This is a genomic window from Pseudomonas sp. BF-R-19, assembly GCF_019956445.1.
GTDB classification, from domain to species: Bacteria; Pseudomonadota; Gammaproteobacteria; order Pseudomonadales; family Pseudomonadaceae; genus Aquipseudomonas; species Aquipseudomonas fluorescens_BH.
Genome location: NZ_JAHBDN010000022.1, coordinates 16,221 through 41,490 on the forward strand (window position 1 = coordinate 16,221; position 25,270 = coordinate 41,490).

23 protein-coding genes and 2 pseudogenes are annotated in these 25,270 nt (G+C 53.4%); 21 read left to right on the forward strand and 4 right to left on the reverse strand.

What is annotated here, in order from left to right; translation table 11 throughout:
* Nucleotides 1-36: 36 nt before the first annotated feature.
* On the reverse strand, nucleotides 37-915 hold the full coding sequence (locus KGB28_RS01220) for a LysR family transcriptional regulator (RefSeq protein ID WP_223441379.1): 879 nt from the start codon (nucleotides 913-915) through the stop codon (nucleotides 37-39).
* 99 nt (nucleotides 916-1,014) lie between these two features.
* Here KGB28_RS01220 and KGB28_RS01225 point away from each other — a divergent pair, with 99 nt between their 5' ends.
* From KGB28_RS01225 to KGB28_RS01270, 10 genes and pseudogenes are all read left to right on the forward strand, one after another.
* Nucleotides 1,015-2,184 carry a mandelate racemase/muconate lactonizing enzyme family protein gene (locus KGB28_RS01225; RefSeq protein ID WP_223441382.1) on the forward strand — a complete coding sequence of 390 codons (1,170 nt, stop codon included), beginning with the start codon at nucleotides 1,015-1,017 and terminating at the stop codon, nucleotides 2,182-2,184.
* 102 nt (nucleotides 2,185-2,286) lie between these two features.
* Nucleotides 2,287-3,594 carry a C4-dicarboxylate transporter DctA gene (dctA, locus tag KGB28_RS01230; RefSeq protein WP_223441385.1) on the forward strand — a complete coding sequence of 436 codons (1,308 nt, stop codon included), beginning with the start codon at nucleotides 2,287-2,289 and terminating at the stop codon, nucleotides 3,592-3,594.
* 123 nt (nucleotides 3,595-3,717) lie between these two features.
* Nucleotides 3,718-4,590: an oxaloacetate decarboxylase gene (locus KGB28_RS01235; protein ID WP_223441388.1), complete on the forward strand. Its 873-nt coding sequence runs from the start codon at nucleotides 3,718-3,720 to the stop codon at nucleotides 4,588-4,590.
* A gap of 26 nt (nucleotides 4,591-4,616) precedes the next feature.
* Nucleotides 4,617-5,591 carry a 2-hydroxyacid dehydrogenase gene (locus KGB28_RS01240; protein ID WP_223441391.1) on the forward strand — a complete coding sequence of 325 codons (975 nt, stop codon included), beginning with the start codon at nucleotides 4,617-4,619 and terminating at the stop codon, nucleotides 5,589-5,591.
* A gap of 70 nt (nucleotides 5,592-5,661) precedes the next feature.
* Entirely contained in the window at nucleotides 5,662-5,847 is a 186-nt protein-coding gene (locus KGB28_RS01245; protein WP_223441393.1) for a tautomerase family protein, read from the forward strand.
* A gap of 18 nt (nucleotides 5,848-5,865) precedes the next feature.
* Nucleotides 5,866-6,267, forward strand: a pseudogene (locus KGB28_RS01250) (SDR family NAD(P)-dependent oxidoreductase); the annotation flags it as partial.
* 400 nt (nucleotides 6,268-6,667) lie between these two features.
* A complete protein-coding gene (locus tag KGB28_RS01255) occupies nucleotides 6,668-7,099 on the forward strand; it encodes a MarR family winged helix-turn-helix transcriptional regulator (RefSeq protein WP_223441396.1) in 432 nt (143 codons plus the stop codon).
* Nucleotides 7,050-7,847 carry a nitroreductase gene (locus KGB28_RS01260; protein ID WP_223441398.1) on the forward strand — a complete coding sequence of 266 codons (798 nt, stop codon included), beginning with the start codon at nucleotides 7,050-7,052 and terminating at the stop codon, nucleotides 7,845-7,847. Before KGB28_RS01255 ends, KGB28_RS01260 begins: the two co-directional genes overlap by 50 nt.
* Before the next feature lie 127 nt (nucleotides 7,848-7,974).
* Nucleotides 7,975-8,715: an NADPH-dependent F420 reductase gene (locus KGB28_RS01265; protein ID WP_223441664.1), complete on the forward strand. Its 741-nt coding sequence runs from the start codon at nucleotides 7,975-7,977 to the stop codon at nucleotides 8,713-8,715.
* A gap of 171 nt (nucleotides 8,716-8,886) precedes the next feature.
* Nucleotides 8,887-8,979 (forward strand): annotated as a pseudogene (locus KGB28_RS01270) (transcriptional regulator); the annotation flags it as partial.
* 169 nt (nucleotides 8,980-9,148) lie between these two features.
* On the opposite strand, the gene KGB28_RS01275 reads toward KGB28_RS01270, so the two are convergent.
* Nucleotides 9,149-10,075, reverse strand: a complete 927-nt coding sequence (locus KGB28_RS01275; RefSeq protein ID WP_033698818.1) for an alpha/beta hydrolase — start codon at nucleotides 10,073-10,075, stop codon at nucleotides 9,149-9,151.
* Between the two features lie 122 nt (nucleotides 10,076-10,197).
* Between KGB28_RS01275 and KGB28_RS01280 the strand changes: the two genes are divergently transcribed.
* The 5 genes from KGB28_RS01280 to KGB28_RS01300 all read left to right on the forward strand — a co-directional run bounded on the left by KGB28_RS01280 (nucleotide 10,198) and on the right by KGB28_RS01300 (nucleotide 15,954).
* Nucleotides 10,198-11,136: a LysR family transcriptional regulator gene (locus KGB28_RS01280; RefSeq protein WP_223441400.1), complete on the forward strand. Its 939-nt coding sequence runs from the start codon at nucleotides 10,198-10,200 to the stop codon at nucleotides 11,134-11,136.
* A gap of 676 nt (nucleotides 11,137-11,812) precedes the next feature.
* Nucleotides 11,813-12,583 carry an SDR family oxidoreductase gene (locus tag KGB28_RS01285; RefSeq protein ID WP_223441402.1) on the forward strand — a complete coding sequence of 257 codons (771 nt, stop codon included), beginning with the start codon at nucleotides 11,813-11,815 and terminating at the stop codon, nucleotides 12,581-12,583.
* Between the two features lie 76 nt (nucleotides 12,584-12,659).
* The gene (locus tag KGB28_RS01290) at nucleotides 12,660-13,751 is read left to right on the forward strand and encodes a glycerol dehydrogenase (protein ID WP_223441405.1); all 1,092 of its coding nucleotides are present in this window, start codon (nucleotides 12,660-12,662) and stop codon (nucleotides 13,749-13,751) included.
* Nucleotides 13,752-13,811: 60 nt separating this feature from the next.
* Nucleotides 13,812-14,774: a cyclase family protein gene (locus tag KGB28_RS01295; RefSeq protein WP_223441408.1), complete on the forward strand. Its 963-nt coding sequence runs from the start codon at nucleotides 13,812-13,814 to the stop codon at nucleotides 14,772-14,774.
* 163 nt (nucleotides 14,775-14,937) lie between these two features.
* Nucleotides 14,938-15,954, forward strand: coding sequence for a substrate-binding domain-containing protein (locus tag KGB28_RS01300; RefSeq protein WP_223441425.1), 1,017 nt, complete (start codon nucleotides 14,938-14,940; stop codon nucleotides 15,952-15,954).
* A 33-nt stretch (nucleotides 15,955-15,987) separates the two neighbouring features.
* Here the strand turns inward: KGB28_RS01300 and KGB28_RS01305 are convergent, their stop codons facing one another.
* Nucleotides 15,988-16,806: a nuclear transport factor 2 family protein gene (locus tag KGB28_RS01305; protein ID WP_223441428.1), complete on the reverse strand. Its 819-nt coding sequence runs from the start codon at nucleotides 16,804-16,806 to the stop codon at nucleotides 15,988-15,990.
* Between the two features lie 125 nt (nucleotides 16,807-16,931).
* Nucleotides 16,932-17,936 (reverse strand): LLM class oxidoreductase, encoded by a 1,005-nt coding sequence (locus KGB28_RS01310; RefSeq protein ID WP_223441430.1) that lies wholly within the window; start codon nucleotides 17,934-17,936, stop codon nucleotides 16,932-16,934.
* Nucleotides 17,937-18,290: 354 nt separating this feature from the next.
* Here KGB28_RS01310 and KGB28_RS01315 point away from each other — a divergent pair, with 354 nt between their 5' ends.
* The 6 genes from KGB28_RS01315 (at nucleotide 18,291) to KGB28_RS01340 (ending at nucleotide 25,237) form a co-directional block, all read left to right on the forward strand.
* Entirely contained in the window at nucleotides 18,291-18,827 is a 537-nt protein-coding gene (locus KGB28_RS01315; protein ID WP_095054741.1) for a 2,4'-dihydroxyacetophenone dioxygenase family protein, read from the forward strand.
* Between the two features lie 83 nt (nucleotides 18,828-18,910).
* Entirely contained in the window at nucleotides 18,911-19,837 is a 927-nt protein-coding gene (locus KGB28_RS01320) for a LysR family transcriptional regulator (protein WP_223441433.1), read from the forward strand.
* A 393-nt stretch (nucleotides 19,838-20,230) separates the two neighbouring features.
* Nucleotides 20,231-21,619, forward strand: coding sequence for an MFS transporter (locus KGB28_RS01325; RefSeq protein ID WP_223441436.1), 1,389 nt, complete (start codon nucleotides 20,231-20,233; stop codon nucleotides 21,617-21,619).
* Nucleotides 21,620-21,684: 65 nt separating this feature from the next.
* Complete coding sequence (locus KGB28_RS01330) at nucleotides 21,685-22,905, forward strand: alpha/beta fold hydrolase (RefSeq protein WP_223441439.1); 1,221 nt, start codon at nucleotides 21,685-21,687, stop codon at nucleotides 22,903-22,905.
* A 392-nt stretch (nucleotides 22,906-23,297) separates the two neighbouring features.
* Complete coding sequence (locus tag KGB28_RS01335; protein ID WP_223441440.1) at nucleotides 23,298-24,260, forward strand: 3-hydroxyacyl-CoA dehydrogenase; 963 nt, start codon at nucleotides 23,298-23,300, stop codon at nucleotides 24,258-24,260.
* Nucleotides 24,261-24,310: 50 nt separating this feature from the next.
* A complete protein-coding gene (locus KGB28_RS01340; RefSeq protein WP_223441443.1) occupies nucleotides 24,311-25,237 on the forward strand; it encodes a 3-keto-5-aminohexanoate cleavage protein in 927 nt (308 codons plus the stop codon).
* Nucleotides 25,238-25,270 lie beyond the last annotated feature (33 nt).

Genomic DNA, 25,270 nt, shown 5'->3' on the forward strand with positions numbered 1-25,270 from the left:
AGGGGCCCTTCGGGGCCTTTTTTTTTGGATGCGTTATCAGTCGCTGCCCACCCTTGCCCAGAATTCTTCGGCAGATGTACTGAGTGGCGCTGCTGGACGGGTCAGGTGAATTTCCAGAGGGATATCCCAGCTTTCGTCTAGTGCTCTGACTAAGCGCCCATCCATTATTTCTTGCTCGGTGAGGCTCTTGGGCAACCATGCCACGCCTTTGCTTTCCAGGGCCATAGACATCAGCACCGCCGCGAGGTGGCTACTGAAAAGTGGTTTGAGGTGAAGGTAATCTTCCTTGCCATTCAGTCGGTGAGCGACGATACGCCCCAGTCCTGACTCATGGGTATAAGCGAGGTAGGGCAATGCCGCTGGGGAATTGCCGAAGTTGGCGGAAGCGCTCGCCAGAGGAACGAGAGCGTCCTCGCCAACCTTCTTGCCGATGAACTGATCAGGGGCCAGCAATGGTGGAACATCGGGGTGGCGGTGGCAAAGCAGAAACTGAACCTGGCCATGTATCAGCATCTGCTCACAGACAGCCATGCTATCTGAGTGCAGCTGTACAGCCTCGATTGGGGCACCGTTTTCTGCGCTTCGAAGCCACCTTGGAAAAAAGGTAAACGACAGGGAGTGAGTCGCAGCGAAGTGCAGCGATTTAGCGGCCATTCCCGCCACCTCTTGAGCTTCGTTGCGCATCCTGTACAAGCGCCTGGCTGCCTCCTGAGCACTTGGCAAAATTTGCCTCCCAGCTTCGGTCAGGGTCGCCCCTTGAGGGGTGCGAACGAACAGCTGTACCCCCATCCAATTCTCTAGAGAGCGGACTCTGCGGCTGAATGCAGGCTGAGTAACGTGCCGCGCTTCAGCCGCGCGAACAAAGCTGCCGTACTCCGCAAGGGCTGAAAAATCCTCAAGCCAAACGAGTTCCAAGGGCCATGCCTCCTGTGCATAGGGTGCGGCATTAATAGCATTGGGCGGGTGTCATCGCAAAGCATAACGTGGGGCCACCAACAACAAGAGGAACCCGTCATGCGTATCGTAGACATCCGTGAAAAAACTGTTTCCATTGCCTCGCCAATTGCCAACGCCTACATCGATTTCTCCAAAATGACCTGTTCGGTGGTCGCTGTCGTCACGGATGTGATTCGCGATGGTAAACCTGTCATCGGCTACGGTTTCAACTCCAACGGTCGCTATGGCCAAGGCGCACTGATGCGTGATCGCTTCCTGGCGCGTATCACGGAAGCTGACCCAGATACTCTCGTCGATCATGAGAACAACAACCTCGATCCGTTCGCCATCTGGAAAACCCTGATGACCAACGAAAAGCCAGGTGGCCACGGCGAGCGCTCAGTCGCAGTCGGCACCATTGATATGGCTGTGTGGGATGCCGTTGCGAAGATTGAAGGCAAGCCCCTGTATCGCCTGCTGGCCGACCGTTACCGTGGCGGCGTGGCAGATGACAAGGTTTGGGTCTATGCGGCGGGTGGCTATTACTACCCAGGAAAAGACCAGACCAAGCTCAAAGCAGAAATGCAGAGCTATCTGGATCGTGGCTACGACGTCGTGAAGATGAAGATTGGTGCGGTGCCACTGGACGAAGATATCCGTCGTATCGAAGCGGTACTTGAAGTGGTAGGTGATGGTCGTCGCCTGGCGGTCGATGCCAATGGCCGCTTCGATCTGAAGACCGGTATTGCGTACGCGGAGGCCATCAAAAAGTACAACCTCTTCTGGTACGAAGAAGTTGGCGATCCGCTGGACTATGCACTGCAGGCTGAGCTTGCAAACCACTATGAGCTGCCCATGGCTACCGGTGAAAACCTGTTCTCCCATCAGGATGCCCGGAACCTGCTACGCCACGGTGGTATGCGCCCAGATCGCGATTACCTCCAGTTCGACTGCGCCCTGTCTTACGGACTCGTGGAGTACATGCGCACCCTGAAGGTGATGGAAGAAATGGGTTGGTCTTCCCGCCGCGTAGTTCCGCATGGTGGTCACCAGATGTCCCTGAACATCGCAGCGGGTCTACACCTGGGCGGTAACGAATCGTACCCGGATGTGTTCCAGCCTTTCGGCGGGTTCGCTGACGGGATTCGTGTGGAAAACGGCTATGTAGGTCTGCCGGATATCCCAGGTGTCGGCTTCGAAGCCAAGTCTGCTTTGTACGCAGTAATGCGCGAGCTGGGCGAAGGCTGATAGCCCTCGAACGGCGGCCTCTTGCAGGAGGCCACCGTTATTAGGCGTCACTCACTGACGCCACGCCACACGCCCATCACAAAAATAAAATGAGGTGCTCCCGTGGAAATCTCCAAGTCCCGCTGGTACAGCCAGCTGTATGTGCAGGTGCTGATCGGTATCGTCATCGGTGCAGCAATTGGTCACTTTGAACCGCAATTCGGAGCCAAGCTCCAACCTTTTGCGGATGGCTTTATCAAACTCATCAAAATGCTGTTGGCGCCTATTATTTTCGGTACCGTCGTCGTTGGTATCGCCAAAATGGGCAGCATCAAGGAAGTCGGGCGGATCGGCGTCAAAGCACTGCTCTACTTTGAAATCCTTTCAACCATTGCGCTGGTCATCGGCCTTATTGTGGTCAATATCGTAAAGCCAGGCGCTGGGATGAATATCAACGCTACCACGCTTGATGCCAGCGCTATCGCCAAGTACAGCCAAGCCGCCAGTGAGCAGGGCGGAACAATCGATTTCTTTCTCAACATAATCCCGAGTACCTTCATTGGCGCATTCTCGAATGGCGTCATGCTTCAGGTCATCTTGATTTCGGTTTTGATGGGCGTTGCCCTCGTTCAAATGGGCGAAACCAGCAAACCGCTGATCAATACCATCGACCTGTTTCTGCAAGGGCTGTTCAAGATCGTGGCAATGGTCATGCGTTTGGCTCCGATTGGTGCCGGGGCCGGTATGGCTTTCACTATTGGCAAGTACGGGATTGGTACCTTGCTGTCACTCGGCCAGTTGCTGGTCGCGCTCTACATCACGACCTTGATTTTCATTGTGGTAGTGCTGGGTACCGTTGCTAGATGGTCGGGCATGCCGCTTATGCAATTTCTTCGTTATTTCAAAGATGAAATTCTCATCACGCTTGGCACCTGCTCAACCGAAGCCGTGCTTCCGCGAATGATGGTGAAACTTGAAAAGCTGGGCTGCAAGAAGTCAGTTGTGGGCATGGTGCTACCAACTGGATATGCCTTCAATGCGGATGGCACCTGCATTTACCTCACCATGGCGGCGATTTTTATCGCACAGGCAACCAATACGCCACTGACGTTTATGGATCAGATGATTCTGTTGGGTGTCTTCCTGCTGACCTCGAAAGGCTCGGCTGGTGTGGCGGGTGCCGGGTTCATAACCCTGGCGGCAACGCTCACAACCATTCACTCGATTCCGCTGGTCGGCCTTGTCCTGCTGTTGGGTATCGACCGGTTCCTGAACGAAGCACGAGCCGTGACCAACCTGATCGGCAACGGTATCGGCACCATCGCCATTGCCAAGTGGGACAACTCGTTCGATGTCGAGGCTTGCGAGCGTGAAATTGCCGCAATGAAAAGCGAGAAGGCAGAGCGTAAAGCGTTGTTAGCACAAAAGTAACCAGCATCGCTTACCGGCCATTGCGCATCGAACAGGCGTAATGACCGGTAGCTAATTTGCTGTCTCGTCCTTGCAGGACGATTCAAGCGATGTACTCAGTTGAAATGTGATGGAGCCGAAAAAATGATTGAGCGATCTCATCATGAATTACGTAAGGCGTTCGGTGATTTGCTTCATGGAACCGTCTGTAAATTTGCCGCATCCGTGTTCGATCCGATCTCTGTTCGAATGGCTTCTGACCTTGGATTTGAGGTCGCTATCCAGGGTGGATCGGTCGCCTCGCTTCAAGTGCTTGGTGCTCCAGATATCTCGTTACTCACGCTCGACGAATATGCAGAGCAAGTTTCCAGGGTTGGCCGCGCCAGCCAAATCCCAATCATTGGGGACGCTGACCATGGATTCGGAAACGCGCTCAATGTGATGCGAACAGTCACAGAATTACAAAAGGCTGGTGTTGCTGCGCTGACACTGGAGGACACGCACCTACCCGCCAAGTACGACGAGCAATCGAACGTGCTGATCAATATGGAGGAGGGCGCGAGCAAGATCTATGCTGCACGATTTGCACGCTCAGATGATGCACTGAGCATCATCGCCAGGACGAATGTGGCAGTTACCACCGTGGAAGATTCGATTGCTCGGACTACGGCCTATCAGAAGGCTGGAGCAGACGCAATTTGCCTTGTTGGAGTAAAGGACTTCCAGCACCTGGAGGCTCTCACAGCGCATCTCACCGTTCCGATCATGCTCATCAACTACGGTAATCCCGCACTGAGCGATGTTGAGAAACTCAGCACCGCTAATGTACGGATAGTGGTCAATGGGCATGCCCCATTTTTGGCCGCGATCAAAGCGAGTTACGAGGCGTTGCGCGAACAAAGCGACACCGAGGGGCGCGAGCTTTCGCTCCCTGAGCTGCTTTCAAAATACACACTTTCGGACAATTACCGCGAATGGGCAAAAACCTATTTGAAGTCAGATAACGGCCCAAATTGAGCTTGAGCCAGGTGGAATAAAGCGTCATGAAAAAGACAATCTTGGCCTTCAGCCGTGTCTCACCCAGCATGCTTGAACCTTACGCAGATAAGTACGACATCGTCATCATGAGCCCCGAGCTTGGTGACATGGATGCTCAGTTCGAAGCAGCTCTTCCCCGCGCTCATGGACTGATCGGCGGGAATCGTCGACTAGGCGAAGTTGAGCTGGCGTCGGCTACAAATCTTGAGATCATCTCCAGCATTTCGGTGGGATATGACAATTATGACCTTAGCTATCTCAATAGCCGAGGGATCATGCTGACCAATACGCCGGATGTGCTGAACGAAACCACGGCTGATCTGGCTTTCGCCCTGATCCTAGCTACGGCACGGCGTATCCCTGAGCTGGATGCCTGGACGAAAGACGGAAATTGGACAAAGACCATCGATGCATCCCACTTCGGATGCGATGTGCATGGAAAGACCTTGGGCATTATCGGTTTAGGCAAAATTGGAGAGGCCATCGCCCGTAGAGGTAGGTTCGGTTTCGGTATGGATATTTTGTACAGTGGAAAAACCCGCAAGCCCAAGCTTGAGCAAGAGCTCGGCGCAAGGTTTGTCACGCAAGAAACACTTTTGGGCGAATCCGATTTTGTGTGCCCGGTCGTTCCATTGACTCCCAATACCAGGAACCTCATCAGCAATTCCGAGTTGGCTCAGATGAAACCTGAAGGCATTTTGATCAACGTTTCTCGGGGCCAGGTGGTTGATGAAGAGGCACTGATAAAAGCCCTTGAAGCAAAGGCAATACGGGCAGCGGGATTGGATGTTTACGTGAAGGAGCCCTTGCCGGACTCCAGGCTGTTCAAGTTGAAGAATGTCGTCACCGTTCCCCATATTGGCTCAGCAACAAACGAGACGCGCAACGCAATGGCACAGCGAGCCCTGGAAAATTTATTGATGGGACTTGAGGGCCAATGGCCGCGTGACCTCGTGAATTCGCAAGCGTTACGCCAATAAGAATTAACCCATTCTCCTCCTGTGCGGTTGGTAAACAGGCCCACTTATCTCAATGAATTAGGATACCGATATGCCGCAAGTCATTGTCTATGCCGCCGCAGGCAAGACTGCAGAGCAGCACCACCTGCTTCTGAAAAAGATCACCGAAGCTGTGGTAGCAAGCTACGAAATACCTGCAGAAATCGTGACCGTGCAAATCGTCGAGGCGCCAGTCCATTTAAAAGCGAAGGGTGGCATTCGTTTCTGTGATCGATGAGCTGGAAGCACCGTGGAATACGCATTCACTCCCCAACTGATCAAGCAACCCAGTGCAACGATTATGAATGTCAGCTCGGCTCTGGCATTCGTACCGCTGCCTGCCACACCGACCTACAGCGCAACCAAAGCGGCGGTTCACTCGTTCACTCAAAGTCTTCGAGTTCAGCTAGAAGCCTCGACAGTCGAGGTTATCGAGCTTGCGCCGCCGGGGGTACGTACCTCTTTGCTTGGGCAGGAAAATGACGAGCACGCGATGCCCTTGGAAGAGTTTTTGGATGAAATCTTCGAACTGCGCGAGATTTCTCCGACCCCACCCGAACTCGTAGTCGAGCGCACCAAGCCATTACGGTTCGCTGAAGCGAGCGGTTCAGATGAGGTGTTGAAAATGCTTGCGGGATACAAACCACCGGCAGAATGAAGTTAACCATGTGGGTATCACCTTATGCCGTCCAAGCAGGCAGATTGTATCTGCCTACCTGGAGGCACAGTTTCTTCTTGCTCCGATTCATATTGGGAAAAGGCGGGCAAACCTGATCACCCAATTGGAGCTCCTGGATGAATGCGGTGCGCAATCTCGCGCCCGAAGGTTTAGCTACCAGCAGAGCACTCTGTTACAGCCTGAAACGCTGGCTGACGCAGCTGGCAAGTGGAATTGGTCATTCGCTACCGCATGACCCGACGTCCGCCTCAAATCATAGGGACTGTAAGGCATAGTCTACTTAGCCAGGCGAGCCATTCGTCGAGGGCAGAAGGCGTCGGTTGACAGCAGAACTCTCCTTCTAGAATATATAGTGCACTATATAATAGTGAGCTATGAAATGACTTCGAACCGGAAGCGGGTGGGTACCCAGCTGTCTTTTTCACTCTATGCGGCGGCAAATCGGGTGGTGCGATTGCACAAACCTTATCTGGAGCCGTTGGGCCTAACCTTCCCGCAGTACCTGGTCATCCTGGAGCTTCTAAACGGCTCGCCAATTACTGTGGGTGCCCTCGGAACCCGGCTTGCGATGGACGCTGGAACCATAACGCCATTGCTGAAAAGGCTTGAGGCTGCCGAACTCGTCAGCCGCACACGGGATCCGGCCGACGAGCGTCGCGTGATGATCGACCTAACGCCTAATAGCCGCATGTTGGAAGCTGACATTCGGGGAATCACTAGCAAAATTAAGTCAGCTTGCCAGCTTGATGAGCGGGGTATCGATGAGCTTCGGCAAACACTCGATGCGCTCGGTCATCCGGCAACCGACTGAACATTTTTCACATTTGCACAAAGAGGAAATCATGACCATTTCAATGGCTAGATTCGATGCTGATACAGCGATGGATGAAACCCTACAATTTCAAAAGACGGCCCGTACGCGTCGGTCTTTTCGTGGATTTTTAGACACCCCTGTGCCCGATCAGACCATTCAGGAGGTGTTGAAGGATGCCCAGTGCGCTCCCTCCAACTGCAACACCCAGCCGTGGGATGTTCATGTTGTCCGTGGCCAGAAATTGAAAGAGCTTTCGCAAATTCTCCACGCGAAAAATACTGCAGGCGAATTCACCCCAGACTTTTCGTTCGATATGGGTGCTTTTTACGGCCCCTATGGGGATCGTAAGAATGCACAGGGCAAAGCCTACTATGAGGCTATGAACGTTATGCGCGAAGACAAGGAGGGGCGGCGGCGAGCGGCGGCTTTGAACTTGTCCTTTTTCAACGCTCCCCAGGCTGTTTTTTTATTCATGCCTGTATTCGGTGACAATGTTCGAACTGCTGGCGACGTTGGCATGTATGGGCAGACCTTCCTACTGTCGCTTGCTGCCCGAGGGTTAGGCGGCATTCCGCAAACCTCGCTTGGTTTCTATGCAGATACGATCCGAGAGGTGCTAGACATATCTGAAGAAATGAAAATGCTGTTTGGAATGTCATTTGGCTACCCGGACGAGAGTGCCCCAGGCAACCGCATGCATATGGATCGTGTGCCGATTACCGACAGCGTGACCTTTCATTCTTAAAGAGTCGTATTTTTCTGAGTCAAGCGACACGCGTGCACACCTCAGATCTTGGGGTTGGCGACACGCTTAATTCATTCGCACACCTAGCCAAGCAGTGACTTGAATATTGGTTGTAGGTGAGGAGGTTATTGAAGTGAAAATCGGAATTATCGGCGCTGGCAACATTGGGGCTACCCTTGCCCGTAAGCTCGCTGCGTGCGGCCATGAAGTCAAACTGGCAAACTCGAAAGGCCCTCAGAGTATTCAGAGTCTTGCCAATGAAATCGGCGTACACGCGGTAACCAAGGAAGATGCTGTTTCCGAGGTAGACGTTGTGATCCTCTCGATCCCCTTCGCAAAATACCCGGATCTCAAACATACGTTGAGTAATGTCCCCGAGAAAATCGTTGTCATTGACACGTCCAATTACTATCCGGGACGCGACGGGGCGATCAAAGAAGTTGACGACGGTAAGCCTGAGAGCGTTTGGGTAAGCGAGCAGATTGGCCGTCCTGTCATTAAGGCTTGGAACGCCGTCCTCGCAGCGACTCTTGCCGACAATAGGCAACCAGTCGGGTCTTCAGCACGCATCGCCTTACCTGTAGCCGGGGATGACACCAATGCTGAGGCAATCGCGCAGGATCTTGTTGAGGATACGGGCTTTATCGCGCTTGCCGCTGGTAACCTTGAAGATTCGTGGCGTCAGCAACCAGGAACACCAGCCTACTGCACCGAGCTGACATTGCCGGAGCTAAAATTGGCCCTGGACGCGGCAGACAAGGCACGGGCGCCTCAAAACCGCGACGCACTGATCGCCAAGTTTATGGCTCCCGGCAGTCAGTTTACACATGAGCAAATTGTTGCCACGAATCGCGCCATAACGGCCTGACTACCGGATTAGGTGGGATCCGTATCTAGACTCCCACCTGCTTGATTACGTCGCTAAGCTCAGCTGTTTACATAAAAAGGGTACGGTGCAGACGGGTAACAAACTCAGCGTCTGGATGAGACTGCGAATTTCCTATCCTTTCCTGTATCGCGGCCACGGCCACGTCACGCTGTCGTTGAAACCAAAGGCGGCAATCACAAAACGCTGAAAGAATGGAAAGCAGAGCACGGCTCCGACACCGTGGAGTCCTGGCTGACCAAGTGATTTTGGTTTGAGTACAAAAAGGGCCCCTAGGGGCCTTTCTGCTATTTAAAACTGATTAAGCTAGGTCAGACCTTCTCACTGTGTCTTTGGGCCTGCATCGGTCTGGCTATTCGATCAATAAGCGTCAGAGCTGCGGGAGATGGAAAACTCCTGCAGTCTGAATTTCGACTCAGCGGTTGGCGTCGGCTAGACCCGTCTCAATGAAGCGCACGGAACTCTCCATTGCCTGCTGACCTTCTGGCAGCATGGTGGCGTAGAAGTGCCAGGCGTGGAACATCGCAGGCCATACTTCCAGGTTGACGCGAACGCGGTTATCAGCCAAGTGAGTTGCAAGACGCATCGCGTCACTCAACATCAACTCGTTCTCGCCGATCTGCACCAAAATTGGCGGAAGACCAGTGACGTCCGCGAACACAGGAGAGGCTAGAGGATGATTGGCCAGTGTGTCGCCCAAGAACGCTCTGGCCAGGATATCCAGCACAGGCTTTGAGTTCAGAGGATCCAGACCTTCACGATTGCTCATGGAAGCGCCGGTATGTTCAAGGTTTGCCCATGGCGAAATGGAGGAGCCAACCGCAGGCAATGGAAGTCCTTTGGATTTTGCCGCAACCATCACGCTGACAACCATCGCGCCGCCAGCTGACTCGCCAGAGAATGCAATCTTGTTAGCTGGGATTTTCTGCTCAAGCAACCACTCGTAGGCGCGCAATGTGTCGTCAATGGAAGCTGGGAACTTATGCTCAGGGGCAAGGCGGTAGTCCGGCATGTACACACGAGCGCCGAGCATTTTTGCGTAGTTACCGCCGATGCCGTGGTAGCCGTCTGGACGGCCAACAATGTACGCCCCGCCGTGTATGTACATCACGACTGCGTCGGTTTTGATCTCGTCGGGAGTGACCAGTGTGCCCGGTACGCCGCCCATATCGACCGCTTCGAATTTGACGCCAGCAGGCGCTGGATTTTGCGCGAGCATTTTTGCGTAGGAGTCGCGGATGTCGCTCATTTTTGTGGTGGTATCAATTCCCTTAAGAACGGGTACCAGATCGCTAAGGCTGTTGGCCCAGGTTTGGACGGCTGCTTGTACTTTAGTGTTCATAATGACCTCAATTGATCGTTGGGCAGTGGATTAGCTAATTGAGATACTATGCTTAGTATTGGGGAATAGGGTTCCCCATAACAGGTGCTAAGCCGCCCGAACGTTGAGACCCCAGAGGCCGTATGGAACTCCACAACCTGAACGATATCGCCGCGTTTGTAAGCTCGGTAAACGCTGGAAGCTTCACTGCGGCGGCAAAGCAACTTGGCCTCACGCGCTCTGCGGTGGGGAAGTCGATAGTCAGGCTCGAGGCTCGTTTACAGGTTCGTCTACTCAATCGCACCACGCGTAGCTTGAGCATGACGGATGACGGCCAGGTTCTTTATGAGCGCTGTGTGGGCGTTCTTCAGGATCTGGACGACGTGGAGGATGCCCTTGCGTTTCGTCGTTCGACACCCAGTGGACGACTGCGGATGAGCCTGCCGGTTGCGTTGGGTAGACTTCATGTCCTTCAGCACATTGAGTGCTGTCTCAAGGATTGGCCTTCCTTGAGCGTGGATATCACCTTTTCCGACAGGCTGGTCGATCTGATCGATGAAGGATTTGATTTGGCCATGCGCATCGGGCCTCCCAAGGAAGACTCTCGGTTGCTCACGCGCACTGTGGCCTACCAGCAAATGATTACCTGCGCTTCACCCCAGTATCTGGCTGAGCATGCCCAGCCTAAAACGCCTGAAGATTTATCCGAGCATCAGTGCCTGCATTTCGTGAGCGGCGGGAGACTGCTTCCCTGGAATTTTCGAGTGAACGGTCGTTCTTTGTCTGTTACTCATGGTGGAAGGCTACAGATGGACAGTGCTGAGTCATTGCACCAGTCAGCTGTCGCTGGCTTGGGTATCGCGACTCTGCCTTCCTACGTGGTTAACGAAAATTTGCGGAGCGGCAAGCTCGTTCAATTGCTCGCAGGGTATGCAGAGGCTGCAGAGCCTATTCGAGTGATCTACCCCAGCAAGCGGCACCTCTCTCCAAAAATTCGACTTTTCATCGATAAGCTTGTGGAGGCTTGGTCTCCTTGTCCACCATGGGAACAGCATTCGGCGGAAGGCATTCGTTCTGCCTGACCCGTGAGCGAGACGTAGGCGGCTGGTCGATGCCTAGCTTATGTGTCGCATATTCATCTCACTCTGTCTTCGACTTCCTGGCGTTGGGCACTGCGTCCGTATTCTGTGCATCTGCCAAAGGAGCCAGCGGCTCAGAGGCCTAGTGCACCGGTGTTTCCCACATCCTAAATATGATTGGCGCAGCTGCTCATGACTGCGGAGGCATTCACTACAGCTCAGTTTGTACGAGCTGCTGGCCGCCTCGTTAGGCAGGAGTGACCGTGCAGATGCTTGACAGTTGCCAAATATCAGAATAAAAATGAAGCGCTTCATAAATATCTCTTTTGAGAATAAATACAAAAAGCAGAATCGTTAGCAAGTTAGCTATTTTTATGGCTAAGGCTTTCCGGCTATGGCTGTGAAACGATTCATATTTGCCATTTTACTCGGCAAGTCTGGAGATCATGATGGTCACTGCATCATTAGCCTGCGCTCGGTCGAGCACGCGGGCTGCCCTCGCCACACTCTTATCTAAAGTCACCGACCTCTCCGGTACTGGCGCACTGTTTGCGCCACCCAGGTCTTCAAAATCCACCCGCTCATATGGGCCCGAAATTTTGGGTCAGCCAATCCGCCAGCGGACGTGTCGGAACATCGCCGCACCGTGTTTCTCGTTTTTCAGCGTGGGAAGTTTTGCATGACAAATCTTCGACATTCAGGACGCACAGTTCTCGTTACCGGGGCGGGGGGAGGCATCGGTGCCGCAATCGCTCGGCTGTACTGTCAGGAGGGAGCACGGGTTGCGCTGGTAGATTTTGACGAAAAAACAGTTTCCGAGCTGGCCCGGCAACTCATTGATGCCGGCCATGTTGTGGCCTGGGCTAAAGCTGACGTCTCAGATTTCGCACAATGCAGTCGAGCCTGTGTTGAGCTTAGCGAGCAGCTCGGCCCAATCGACACCTTGATCAACAATGCAGGGGTGTCACCCAAACACAAGGGCGTACCAGCTGCAATTTGGGAAATGGATCCTCAGGAATGGGATTGGGTCGTTGGCATCAACCTCACCGGCTCATTCAATCTAGCGAGGGCTCTTGTTCCTGGGATGGTCGAGCGCCGCTTCGGGAGGATTGTGAACATGTCCTCCGTCGCCGGCAGCGCTTACTTGCCTATCGTCGCGGCCCATTACAGCGCCACCAAAGCCGCAATCATTGGTTTTACCCGCCACCTCGCTGGCGAACTTGGGCCTCATGGCATCACTGCCAATGCACTAGCGCCTGGACGAATTGAAACACCCCTACTGAAGAGCGTTTCCGCCGAAGCAAACCAGTCGGTCGTTGACGAGACTCCGTTGCGTCGCCTTGGAACGCCGCTAGAGGTAGCCAAAGCAACATGCTTTTTGACTTCAAACGAGAGCGATTTCATTACGGGCCAGGTCGTTGACGTGGCGGGTGGCTGGTTGATGCGCTGATGTGGTTTCAACAAATGAAGCTCAAGTACAGCGCGACGATTTATCACAGCAAATTTTTTGATTAGCAGGTGGCGGCATGGTTCGAACAATGGGATTTCCTGGCCGATATGAGCAGGGGCCAGGAGCGTTAAAGCAGCTCGGCAGAATTCTCTCGGATATGGGGCGAGCACGACCGCTGGTTTTGTGCGACGAGTTCGTTTCGACGCATCTGTGGCCTGAAGTCGGGAGTGCTTTGACCGAGCATGGCATTGAAGCGAGCAGTATCGTTTTTCCTGGTGAGTGCACCCGGGCGGCAATTGCCTCGCTCTGTGAGCGATCAGCAGATTACAAGCCAGACACCATTATCGCGTTGGGCGGTGGTAAGACAATCGACACGGCTAAAGGGATGGCCGCCCAGCTTAACGTTCCGATCGTCGTGTGCCCGACGATCGCGTCGAGCGATGCCCCGACCAGCCGATTGATTGTGCTCTACGACGAAGCGCACAAGGTCGTAGGTGTCGAGTACCTGAATATGAACCCTTCCGCAGTGGTCGTTGACACCGAAGTCATCGTCCGTGCGCCTGCAAGATTTTTTGCCGCAGGTATCGGTGATGCCATCAGTAAAAAATTTGAGGCGCAGCAATGTCAGTCTGCTGGAGGCAATAACTCATTTGGTACTCCCGCGTTGAACACAGCATTGCTGCTAACCGAGGCTGTGTTTACGACGCTCATGAGCTACGGATACAGCGCTTATCAAGCGGTGATTCGGCACGAAGTTAATGCTGATGTAGAGCGGGTTGTTGAAGGAACCGTTCTTATCAGTGGTGTTGGGTTCGAAAGTGGCGGTCTGTCGCTAGCTCACGCGCTTGTGCGAGGTCTTACGGCAATACCTGCGATCACATCCATGCTGCATGGTGAACTGGTTGCTTTCGGAACGCTGGTGCAGATGTCCGTCGAAGAACGGCCAGATGCCGAGATTCTAGAGGTCGCTCAGCTGCTGAATGACGTAAATCTCCCAGTCACCTTGGCTGGCCTCGGCCAAGCGTCACCCTTTACTGCACAGGAGCTGAACATCGTTGTCGAGGCGACGCTGGGGGCGGCGTACGCAAAAAATATGGCGCCCGCACTGACCGCAGAACGATTGATAAGAGGACTCGCTCGCGCTAACGCGCTGGGTCAACAATTTTGAAACGAACACTTACCCGTTAAGCGCAGTACAGCTAATCCAAAAATAAAAGAGGCTCACAAAATGACAGACAAAAACGTTCCTCACGTGCATGACTTGCTCAAAGACTCGCCTAAAAACTGGGGTAAGTGGGGGCCGGATGATGAGGTCGGTTCACTCAATTACCTGACGGGTGTCGAAGTGCTCCAAGGGGTCAAAGAGGTCAAGCAAGGCAAGACATTTACTTTGCAGGTTCGGATGGCCGATCCTGCTGGTGACCCGGTCTGGCCTGGGCGTTCTCAGTCAAAGCGCATGAATATCATGGATCGAGGTCACTACAACTGCGGCAAAGGCCCACATTTTCCGGGCTCATACGAGTTCGCTGACGATGTGATGTTCTTTCATCTTCAAGGGTCAACTCAGTACGATGCGCTTGGGCATGTTTGGTACGACGATCAGATCTGGAATGGCTACAGCGCTGATACCACTATTGGTTCGCTAGCCAAGGCAAGCGTTGCTTCCCTGGGTGAAAAAGGCATTGTTGGCCGAGGCATCCTGATCGACATGGCTCGCCACCGTGGCAAGGAAGTGCTGGATGCTGGCGAAACGTTCAACCATGAAGACCTGATGGCTGCTGCGCGGGCCCAAGGCGTCACCATCAACAAGCGTGACATTCTAATCATCCGCACTGGGTGGATCGGCTCGTTTTACAAGCGTGACCCAGAGGAGTTTTACAAAGATTTCATTGAGCCCGGACTGACCTATAGCCCGGAGTTGGTGAGCTGGTTTCAAGAGATGGAGATTCCGAACATTGTCACCGACACCATCGCTAACGAAGTGACGGTCGATCCGGTCTCAGGGGTTGCGTTGCCGCTTCATAACGCGCTCATGAGAAATCTTGGGATCACGCTGACCGAAATCGCTCTGCTCGATCCTTTGGCGGACGACTGCGCTGCAGACCATCAGTGGACGTTCCTTTACACCGCCGCTCCTCTGAAGGTTGTCGGTGGAACCGGCGCGCCGGTGAATCCAATCGTAATCAAGTAGGTGTAGTAGCAGGGGGAGCATAGCTATGTTCCCCTTCAGATTTTGGTCTGGATTCAAACGCCTCCCGAACATGTCGCTGTTAGCTTATTATCCTGTGCGCAAACCGAGGGCCGTTTCTGACAGTCCTGTCTAAGACGCCTAGACCTAGGATGCTAACTCTTCAATGAAAAAAATCGAGAAACCGAAACTCAAGGATGTGGCTGATTTGGCAGGGGTGTCGATGGGCAGTGCATCCAGGGCGTTGGCTGTGCCCCACCTGGTAAAACCTGCGACGCTTGCCAAAGTTAAAGCGGCTGTTCTTGAGCTCGGTTACGTGCGGGATGGCGCCGCGCGCGCTTTGGCGTCGAGACGCACGCACAGTATCGGTGCTGTTTTTCCTACCTTTAACAATCCGGCCTTCGCAGAAGCAGTGCAAGCCTTGCAGCTCAGACTCACAGAGCTGGGGTATCACCTGATTATTTCCTCTCACGAGTACGACCAAGCGCAGGAACTGGTCAACGTGAGAAATATGATTGAACGAGGTGTTGAGGGGCTTCTGCTGGTGGGTACCGAACACAGTCCGGAAATCTATGAGTCACTGACCGCTGCGCAATGCCCATTTATCCTCATGTGGTCGCTTGACGGTGCGCATGATCATCACTGCGTTGGGTTCAGCAATGAGGAAGGTGGCAGGTTAATTGCCAAGCACTTGCTTAGCCTTGGTCATAAAAGCATCGCCATGATCAGTGGCGTGGTCTCGCATAATGAGCGTGCGAAATATCGGTTGAAAGGAATAACCAGCCAGTTACTCGAATCCGGTATTGATCTTTCAAATGAACGAGTCGTGGAGCAACCATTCACGATTGAGGGAGGCCGCGCGGGACTGCGGATTGCGATGGAGCTGAATCCCAGACCTACGGCCATTGTCTGCAGCACAGACGTGACATGTATCGGGGCTTTGGCAGAGGCCCGCACCATGGGAATCGATGTGCCTAAAGACCTGTCTATCAGCGGATTCGACGATATCGAATTCGCTGCCGCATGCGTTCCTGCACTCACCACTGTCAGGGTGCCGACCTCAAAAATTGGCATTAGCAGTGCCAACAATATTGTGGCTTTAATCGAAGGGCGCCCGTTGGCCCGCCGTGAGCGCATTCAAATCGAACTCGTTGTTCGGGAAAGTACAGCGCCACGGCGTTAGGAACGCATGAGCCGTGGCTCTAGTGATTGCGCTTTAGAGCTTTGGAGCCTCGTTTGAGCTGAACCAGCCGGGCCGGTATTCGCTCCAGGTCAGTTGCCAGAACCCTTCGTATTTGCGCCTCAAGCGCATCCGGTAGTGGGCACCGTACAGTGGGGTGCCGTCTTGCGCATGTGAGTTGCCGGGGATAATTCGTCCAACTAGCATTTCTGCTACACCCTGTTCCTCGTCGACTTGGATCTCCAGGACGTCGGCAAAATGTTGCATCCACGGCCAGGGGCGGCGGAACTCTTTGAATGAGCCGATGATTGCGTGCCGGCCTTCGATAATACCCATGGGTTGGAAATCACCTGCTGCATCCGCCGCAAAGCAGTTCGCAAGCAAATGCATGTCTGCTTGATCCAGAGCCCATGAGTAACGAGCATAGGTTTCCGCAATACATTCGTATGCACTTACCGCAGGCGTTGACTGTGGGAAAGCCATCCACGGCGAGTCTATTTCGCTGACAATGGTTGGGGCTGGATCACCTATTCTCCAACCGTCATCGCCTGGCGGAAGTTTCCAGTGAGTCGCTAGTGAGTGGTCGCCGGTCACCCAGTTCAATGCAATCAGCACCCTTTCAAATTGCCAGGAACTTGCTATTTTTTTGAGCGAGCCGGTTACGGTCATGCCAAATCCAAGCCCTTTGGATTTTGTGGCTTTGTTCATTTGGCCATAGACGTAAAAGCTGAATGCTCCGTTGGATTCTGTTCCTCCAACGTAGCGATTGGTTGCCTTCAATGACAATGCATCAGCCTTCGCTCGATCCTGCTGGAACGCTTCGACTATTTTGCGTCCACCTTCATGGGATGACATGTGGCTCGTTTTCAGTTGGCAGTTTCCACATAACAGGCCCTCAGCAGAGTCCCAGCTCCCGCTTTCCCATGCGCTGAGAAAGGCGTCTATTAGATGTTGGATAACTGCTCTATCTGTTGATTTGCTCACAGGCTCACCTTTGAGGCGCTTTGGCCAACTGGAAAGTGAGGCAAGACATATTCAGCCATCTCCTCCAATACTTCCGCTGCCGGACGCTGTAGGGGTTTTATGTTTAAGGCAACGTGCGAAACACCTTCATCCTGCTGCCGCTTCCAGAGCTCGATCAGAGCGTTGCGTCCAATCCTGATGCCGTTGTAGCCGCGCTCCAACGGTGTGGAGGGGTCTTTTGCCAGATCAAAAAAGGTAGCGTAACCATATGGTTTGAACACACCGCTCTGATTGGCTGATCGGAACTCCTGAATCAAAGCTGGGAGTCGACCAAAGTCACTCAGATGCCATATCCAGGCATCGGCATTGTTCGCTATCCACTCAAGTGTTTGGCGGGCTCTGCCCACCACTATCATGGGGAGACGAGGGCCGACAGGCTTTGGCACCATGTCCAGAAGGCCTTCCAATTGACCGAAAAGTCGAGTCGATGCAGTGGGGAAACTGTTCTCCGTCACTGTGCGTATGAGCTGAAAGCCTTCCCTGTATCGCTCTTCTCTCGCTTCGAAATCAATGCCGAAGGCAGGGTATTCGATGGGGCGATCTCCACTTGAGAGCCCCAGCAAGAATCGTCCACCGGTGAGCTGGTCAACCGACACGGACTGTTTAGCAACGATCAACGGCTCGCGTAGTGGAAGAACGATTCCTGTCGTTCCTAAAGCAATTTGTTTAGTTACGGCGGCCAGATATCCAAGGTAGACGAAGGGGTCGATCATCTGCCCGGTATCACCAAAGCTTGGATCGTAGAAGGGCACGTCCCTCATCCATAGACTTGTAAAACCAGCTTCATCCGCGATTCGAGCAAGACGCTGATGATCCTGCAAGGTAGGGAACGGTGAGTTTGGGTAGCCTTCCAGGGGCATGATGTATCCGAAGGTGAGGCCTTCGGGCTGGAACACTCGCGAATAGGCCGGGTGAGCTGCAAGCTCGGGACTGAGCTCAAGGGACGGGCTGAGAGAAGGCATTGCTAAACCTCGTTATTCCAAGCCGATTACTACTGTATAAGCGGCTTTCAGATGAACAGGTCTGCATGGTAGTGAAGGTATTAGGGAAAATGTGTCCCCTCTGTTGGGGACGCAATCCGCTAATGGACGCTAACCGCTAATTGAAATATTTGATGGGGACGGTGACTTGAACCGTTCGCAGCAGGAGCTTGGGCTGCGTCGTTGCTTGCTGTGGGATGAGCCAAACGCGCTGTGACGAGTAGTCACAGATGGTGTGAATTTCTGAGTATTCTCCTGCGCGAGAGCATCACCTAATCTCACTCAGCGATTGAAATCCTGGCTCGCTCGCCAGTCACACGTTGAGAGAAATCCATAATGAATACGCCCGTTAAACCTGATGAACTCGCTATTCCTTACGCATTGCCACAGGTGCCTTTCATGTCTCCAGACATGGTGCATCCAGGCGTAATGACCACTTGGCTCGAAGACGACAATCTCTGGGTGCCTGTCACCAAGTCAGTTTCTTTCAAACCACTGCTTCTGAGCGTTAGCGGTGGCTACTATATAAACCTGCTACGAGTGCGGCAGAGCGGGGTGTTATCACGCCACCGCCATACGGGTGCAGTGCATGCGATCGTGTTGAAGGGGCGCTGGTACTACCTCGAACATGACTGGGTCGCTGACGAAGGCTCCTTCGCGTTCGAGCCGCCAGGAGAGACTCACACTCTGTTCGTTCCTGAAGACGTCGAAGAAATGATCACCTGGTTCCACGTTCAGGGTGGCTACACTTACGTCGACCCACAGGGTGTCGCGGTTGGCTATGAAGACGTTTTCACCAAGCTGGAAGCTGCCCGCAGCCATTACAAGACGCTGGGTTTGCCGGACGATTATATCGAGCAATTTATCCGCTGATTTTGTGGCAAAAAAAACGCGCTACGGCGCGTTTTTTTGTGTAAATAAACAAGTGAACTCAGTTGGGTAAGGAGCGTGCCAATATGGATCAATACTCTCAAATGCTAGCTTTCATCTGGTCGACGGAATGCGGAAGTTTTTCTGCCGCCGCCAGGGCGCACGAGATGACTCCGTCGGCCATCAGCAAATTGATAGCGCGGCTAGAAGATCGGCTTCGGGTTCGGCTTTTCCAGAGGGGTTCCCGAGTCCTCACTCTGACGGAGGAGGGAGCTGCTTACCTGCGCAGTGCGAAAGCTGTGGTTGAAGCGATGAGTGAGGCTGACTCTCTGGCAGAAGGGCTTCCTTCAAGGGTCAGTGGCACGCTACGCATCCACACGATGACCTCTTTTGCAAAGCAGCAAATCGTGCCTTGGTTGCCAGAATTCCTCGACACTTATCCCGGTCTTGATGTCGAGATTCAGTTAGGCGCCCAGTTCGTTGACCAGTTCGAGCAAGGATTGGACATAGCAATTCACAGTGGGATTCTTCCGAGCTCATCCAGAATTGCAAAGAAAATCGGCGAATGTGAATGGTTGTTATGTGCTTCGCCTGATTACCTCGAAAAGTATGGAACACCGCTGCAGCCGAAAGACCTGATGAACCATCGCTGCTTTGTATTCAGTTTCGTCAGCCCCTGGAACAAATGGGCGTTTATCCAGGATGGTCTGGGCGTTACGACCCCTGTGAAACCTAGGGGTTCGTTTACTCAAGGCGAGCTGCTAAGAGACATGGCCAAATCAGGAGCGGGCATAGTCCGTCTTGCAGATTTTCACATTGGAAAAGACATCCAGGAAGGCTCTTTAGTACTCCTGCTCGACGAGTATAAAGCGGAGATCCTGGAGCCGATTTACCTCCTCTACTCAGACCGTAAACATCTGAGCCCTCGCATCAGAGTGTTTATCGAATTTTTCCAGCAAAAATGGATTGATCATCCATGGAAGATCGTGAGAGGACTACCCGAAGCGTCTTGATAGCCACTACGGCACCTCCGCTAATTTTCATTCTACCCACGCGCCAACCCGCAACGTTGGCCCCTAGGCCCAGTGAGCCCTTGATCCTACTCGCCGGTAACTTCGTCGCCTGCCCTGTACTCGACAGATCAATCTCAGTTTGAAACCTAGTTCCCCGAAATTTCCTAGACGACTGCTTCGGTGGGGCTCCTCTCATTTTGTGCCACTGACCTGTTCCTACCGTTCACAGCAGGTGTGATCTGCTAGCTATATTCAACCCTGAAGTTGAGTCATAACCTCTGCCCATGGTGAGCAGTACAACAAGTGCTGATTCATCTCAGATGCTGGGGTCGCAAGTGTGCAAAACACGAATCCTCAGCCGGAGAATAAAAATAAACACCCGGAGATATCCCCATGGGATTTGCTCAAGACAAAATCGAAGCATTACCTGCGATTCAGCGCGTGCCGAAAGGGGCAGGTGTAGCCTCATGGGGAGCGATGGCTCTTCTATGGCTCGTCTATGCCATGGATGCCAACTCCCGCCAGATGTTTTTCATGGTCTTACCTTCCATCACCAGCGAGTTCAAAACAAGCGCAGAGCTGACCGGATTGCTTGCTGCCTTCATCACGATCGCGACGTCGTTGATAGCAGTGCCTTGCATGATTTGGGCTGATAAAGGTGGCCAAGGATGGATGCGAAAATATCGCCATCTGCCGATCGTAGTCGCCTACACCCTTTTCACCTTTCTGACAGGTCTGAATTTCTTGACCGGATCGCTGGGAGTGCTCGTCGCACTTCAGGTGATGTCTCACGCATTTGGCGGTGCCGGTGAAGCCATCGAAGTTACCTCGTTGTCCGAGTGGTGGTCGAAAGAGCGACGTGGCTTCGCATTGGGGCTTCATCACACTGGATATCCTTGGGGCACATTGATCGGCGGCCTGGCGATCAGTGCACTGCTTAATGCTTACGGCCCAGAAAACTGGCGCTTGGCCTTTCTGCTATTTCCCGTGCCGATGATCATCATCTTCTCGATCTACTGGTGGTTCAGTACGAAGAAGCGATACGAGTCATTTGTTGAACACGCTCAAGCTGTAGGCGAAACGCCTCCGGCGTTGGAAGCGGCCCAAGGCGTTGTTGAAGTACCCAAAGGCGCTTTCAAATCGGCGATGAAAAATCCAAACATCAGCACCATTGCATTGATCTCGATGTTTGCGATTGTGGGCTACTTCGGCATCAGCTTCTGGCTGCCTCAGTATCTGGCCTTTGTTGCTCATTACAACTTCGCGGAGGCTGCTGCTTACTCGGTGCTCTTCACCATCACCGGCGGCATCGGCCAGATCGTTTGGGGATGGATTTCAGACCGAGCTGGCCGAAAACTTTGCCTTGTGCTTGTTTTCGCGTGGCTTGCGGTGGGCATGTACCTCTTCAAATACTCATCAGTCAGCCTGACCTGGCTGATCGCGATTCAATTGTTTGCTGGGTTCGCAATGAACGCGCCCTACACGTTGCTGTATGCCATTGCGTTCGATTCTGCAAAGCAAGGCACGACTGGCCTTGCAGGCTCAATCGTCAACGTCGGTATTTACGCCGGTGGCTTCGGGCCTTTCGTGATCGGGATGTTCATCGGCGCTGGTGGTGGCTTTGAGCAGGCTGCTGGCTACAACTACGCGCTCTACTTTATCTCCGGCCTCATGGTACTAGCGGCCATCATCACCATTTTCTTCACACGTGAAACTACCGGCTGGTTCCTTAAATACGACAAGGCGCTGGTCTCGAAGCAATCTTGCAACATGGGTTTGTAACAAACCTGTTGCACCTGCATTTACAAGAAAATCCCCTTGGGGATAGCTAAAGCTAGGAGAAAGTCATGACCCTTATTAATGATGCCAAATGGTTGAGCCAATTCGCCGACGAGTTAAACGGTGATGCTGATTGGACTGCCGCTGCTCGCTATTTCGATGGGCGCATTCAATTCAAGCACAGCACAGGCTTTTCAACGCTTGCGGTTCTCGCCGGTAAAGTCGTTGCGGTTTATCCGGAAGGAAGCCCTTTGGGCGCGGATATCATCGTGTCTGGTTCTGATGATGAGTGGCAACGCGTTCTTGATGGAAAGATCGACTGGTTTGAAGCGTTGTCCCCAGGGTTGGGCAAACTTGAGCTTGAGGGCAACGTAGTCGCCGCATGGCAGTACGTTGATGTGATGGCCCGCGCGTTTGACGCAATGAAGCGTGTAGGGAAAGCCGATAAAACCCCTTCAGTCTCCTATTCTCCCGGGCCGAAACCGTCGGGCAAAGAGACGGTCGGACGCTACATCACCGTGGATGGAATTCGCGTTTACTACGAAGAGGCAGGGGAGGGGCGTCCGCTCGTTTGTTTCCATGCGGCGTCGCAAGATTCTCTAATGTACAGGCACGTACTGGACGGTCTCTCAGATGAGTTCCGCGTCATTGCAATTGACGCCCCTGGGCACAGCAAGTCAGAGCTACCCGAATCAGGCCCATTCCACAGCCTCACTCGCCATGCGGAGTTTAACGAGCATCTGATGGAGGCCTTGGGACTTGAGAGGCCCGCCATTATGGGATGCTCGATGGGCGGCAATCTGGTGCTGGAATTGGGGGCACGTCGACCCGATGCGTACAGTGCGATCATCTCAGCCGAAGGGGCAGATTTCACCCCAACGGTTTCCGAGTTCTTCCTCGATATGTTGCTCATGAATGGGCCAGAGATCATCGGTGCCTGGTCTCGTTCGATGACGGGCAATCGCACTCCACCAGATCGCGCTAGGGAGGTGGTGTGGCAGATCTCGCGCACCACGCCGCAGGTGATGAAAGGTGACCTGACAGGTTATGCAAACTTTGATCAGCGGCAACAAGTAGGAAAGATCAAAGCCCCAGTTTTGCTTTTGCGGGGTGATGCAGATTGGTTAGTGTTCCAAGAGAAGGTCGAGGAAACAGCCTCTCGCATCCCAGGGAGCAAAGTCGCGGTACTTGCCGGCACTGGACATTATCCCATGACGGAAAACCCTCTGGAGTTCTGTGACACCGTGCGCGCGTTCCTTCAGGAAGCCGGTCACGGTCGCAAAAGCTGAAAGACATGATTGAAAGGCCCGCTTGGAAGGCGGGCTTTCTGGCGTGCATTCAGCCTGCAGGTCGAGGGTCGAAAGAGACCTTCGCCAACCAGGGCGCAAGATACTTGGTCTTGCGCCAACCCTTGAGGCTCTTGCTTTCTTTGCTTAGCCGCTACCGCTACGCGCGCACTCAGCTGCCGCTGCTCAATTTCACCTAGATCCCTCTCAACTATTACCTCAGCGACCTCGCATTGCTCGTGAGGCCGATTGTCCGACACTCGCGAAAATTTCCTTGTGATCTGTGATCACACCGGATAGCATCAATTTCAGAGCGTACATCTGAGCGGCGGCAATATGTAAAACCTCGCTCGAACGATCACTCCTAACCATAAATACAAAAGTTGGAGAACATCATGCGAAGTACAACTACCTCTGCGACTGAGCGTGGCCCCGTTGCAATCGTTGGCGCTGGCCTGATTGGCAGAGCGTGGGCGATCGTTTTTGCTCGCGCGGGGCATCCGGTACGTCTGCACGACATGGATCTGCAGACGATGCAGAACAGCCATGCCTACATCGAAGCGAGACTCAATGAGCTCGCAGAATTCGATCTTCTCAATGACGCCCCCCTCACCGTACTTGCGCGCATTACGTGTGTTCCCGACTTGGCGGAAGCGCTACGTGACGTGGTGCTAGTGCAAGAAAACGTTCGGGAAACGGTGGAGGCAAAAATCGACATCTTCAGTCGAATGGATGCGCTGGCTCCCAAGGACGCGATTCTTGCGAGTTCAACCTCATGGCTACCGGCCTCTGAGTTCACCAGGGATCTGCCAGGTCGGGGTCGCTGCGTAGTTGCTCACCCTACCAACCCGCCTTACCTGGTTCCGCTGGTAGAACTGTGCCCTGCGCCGTGGACAAACTCCGAGGTCATGGTTCGAGCGCATGAGATCTACACCGCAGCCGGACAGAGCCCTGTCGTCCTGTCGAGGGAGATACACGGCTTCTTGCTCAATCGAGTTCAAGCCGCAGTCCTGAACGAATGCTTCAAATTGCACGAGGACGGTCTGGCCAGCTCGGAGGATATTGATCGGGTGCTGAAAGATGGACTCGCCCTTCGATGGTCGTTTATGGGCCCCTTCGAAACCATCGATCTCAACGCCCCTGCCGGCGTATCCGACTATGCCAAGCGCTATGGCCAACAAAACCGCGAGACGATCGGTTCTGAAAATGCTTTTGACTGGTCGGAATCGGCAGTTGCCCGAGTACATGACGAGCGTCGCCAAAAACTTGAGCTCGAAGGAATTGCATTGCGTTCCGCCTGGCGTGACCGCCGCCTGATGGCCCTCGCTGCTCATAAGCGTCAAGCCCCAAATTCTTGACAGTTTTTCTTCATCCTGAACACCAAAATAAAAGTACCCAGGAGATCACCATGGCTCGTAAAGTCATTATCACTTGCGCGGTTACCGGCGCAATTCACACACCGTCCATGTCCCGTTACCTGCCGGTCACGCCAGGCCAAATTGCCGAAGCGGCGATTGGTGCTGCTGAGGCTGGCGCCTCAATTGTTCACCTACATGCTCGTAATCCAATTGATGGCAGCCCCTCTCAGGATCCTGAACTGTTCAAACAATTCCTCCCTGCTATCAAAGAGGCTAGCGATGTGGTGATCAACCTGACGACAGGTGGTGCACCGACAATGTCTCTTGAGGATCGACTTCGCCCGGCACATCAATTCAAACCGGAAGTGGCCTCACTAAATATGGGCACGATGAACATGGGTCTTTACCCAATGCTCAATCGGTTTAAGGAGTTCAAACATGCCTGGGAGGAACCTTACCTCGCTGGCAGCCATGATCGTATTTTCAAAAACACATTTACCGACATTGCTCACATCCTTGAGTCATGCAGTGAAAACGGTACCCGTTTCGAAATCGAATGCTATGACATTGGGCATCTCTATACCGCTGCACATTTCATTGATCGCGGCCTCATCAAACCCCCATTTTTGATCCAGTCGGTTTTCGGCATCCTGGGCGGTATCGGCGGTCACCCTGAGGACGTTCTACATATGCGGCGCACAGCTGATCGGCTTTTCGGGGATGACTATCAATGGTCGGTTCTTCCTGCAGGTAAGCAGCAGATGAGCATTGGCGCTCAATCAGCGACCCTAGGAGGACACGTGCGTGTAGGTCTCGAAGACTCGCTTTGGGACGGCCCAGGTCAATTGGCAAAAAGCAACGCCGATCAAGTCTTGCGCATGCGTAAGATTATCGAAGGTCTTTCTCTTGAAGTTGCGACACCCGATGACGCTAGGGAAATCCTGAAACTCAAAGGTGGCGATAACGTCAACTTCTAAGCGCGGGTACTCACCCCCTAAAGTCTATCTAGA

Coding starts and splice junctions, on each gene's coding strand:
- KGB28_RS01225 (WP_223441382.1), top strand. CDS start 1,015: ATGCGTATCGTAGACATCCGTGAAAAAACTGTTTCCATTGCCTCGCCA.
- KGB28_RS01235 (WP_223441388.1), top strand. CDS start 3,718: ATGATTGAGCGATCTCATCATGAATTACGTAAGGCGTTCGGTGATTTG.
- KGB28_RS01240 (WP_223441391.1), top strand. CDS start 4,617: ATGAAAAAGACAATCTTGGCCTTCAGCCGTGTCTCACCCAGCATGCTT.
- KGB28_RS01245 (WP_223441393.1), top strand. CDS start 5,662: ATGCCGCAAGTCATTGTCTATGCCGCCGCAGGCAAGACTGCAGAGCAG.
- KGB28_RS01255 (WP_223441396.1), top strand. CDS start 6,668: ATGACTTCGAACCGGAAGCGGGTGGGTACCCAGCTGTCTTTTTCACTC.
- KGB28_RS01260 (WP_223441398.1), top strand. CDS start 7,050: ATGAGCTTCGGCAAACACTCGATGCGCTCGGTCATCCGGCAACCGACT.
- KGB28_RS01275 (WP_033698818.1), bottom strand. CDS start 10,075: ATGAACACTAAAGTACAAGCAGCCGTCCAAACCTGGGCCAACAGCCTT.
- KGB28_RS01280 (WP_223441400.1), top strand. CDS start 10,198: ATGGAACTCCACAACCTGAACGATATCGCCGCGTTTGTAAGCTCGGTA.
- KGB28_RS01285 (WP_223441402.1), top strand. CDS start 11,813: ATGACAAATCTTCGACATTCAGGACGCACAGTTCTCGTTACCGGGGCG.
- KGB28_RS01290 (WP_223441405.1), top strand. CDS start 12,660: ATGGTTCGAACAATGGGATTTCCTGGCCGATATGAGCAGGGGCCAGGA.
- KGB28_RS01295 (WP_223441408.1), top strand. CDS start 13,812: ATGACAGACAAAAACGTTCCTCACGTGCATGACTTGCTCAAAGACTCG.
- KGB28_RS01300 (WP_223441425.1), top strand. CDS start 14,938: ATGAAAAAAATCGAGAAACCGAAACTCAAGGATGTGGCTGATTTGGCA.
- KGB28_RS01305 (WP_223441428.1), bottom strand. CDS start 16,806: ATGTCATCCCATGAAGGTGGACGCAAAATAGTCGAAGCGTTCCAGCAG.
- KGB28_RS01310 (WP_223441430.1), bottom strand. CDS start 17,936: ATGCCTTCTCTCAGCCCGTCCCTTGAGCTCAGTCCCGAGCTTGCAGCT.
- KGB28_RS01315 (WP_095054741.1), top strand. CDS start 18,291: ATGAATACGCCCGTTAAACCTGATGAACTCGCTATTCCTTACGCATTG.
- KGB28_RS01320 (WP_223441433.1), top strand. CDS start 18,911: ATGGATCAATACTCTCAAATGCTAGCTTTCATCTGGTCGACGGAATGC.
- KGB28_RS01325 (WP_223441436.1), top strand. CDS start 20,231: ATGGGATTTGCTCAAGACAAAATCGAAGCATTACCTGCGATTCAGCGC.
- KGB28_RS01330 (WP_223441439.1), top strand. CDS start 21,685: ATGACCCTTATTAATGATGCCAAATGGTTGAGCCAATTCGCCGACGAG.
- KGB28_RS01335 (WP_223441440.1), top strand. CDS start 23,298: ATGCGAAGTACAACTACCTCTGCGACTGAGCGTGGCCCCGTTGCAATC.
- KGB28_RS01340 (WP_223441443.1), top strand. CDS start 24,311: ATGGCTCGTAAAGTCATTATCACTTGCGCGGTTACCGGCGCAATTCAC.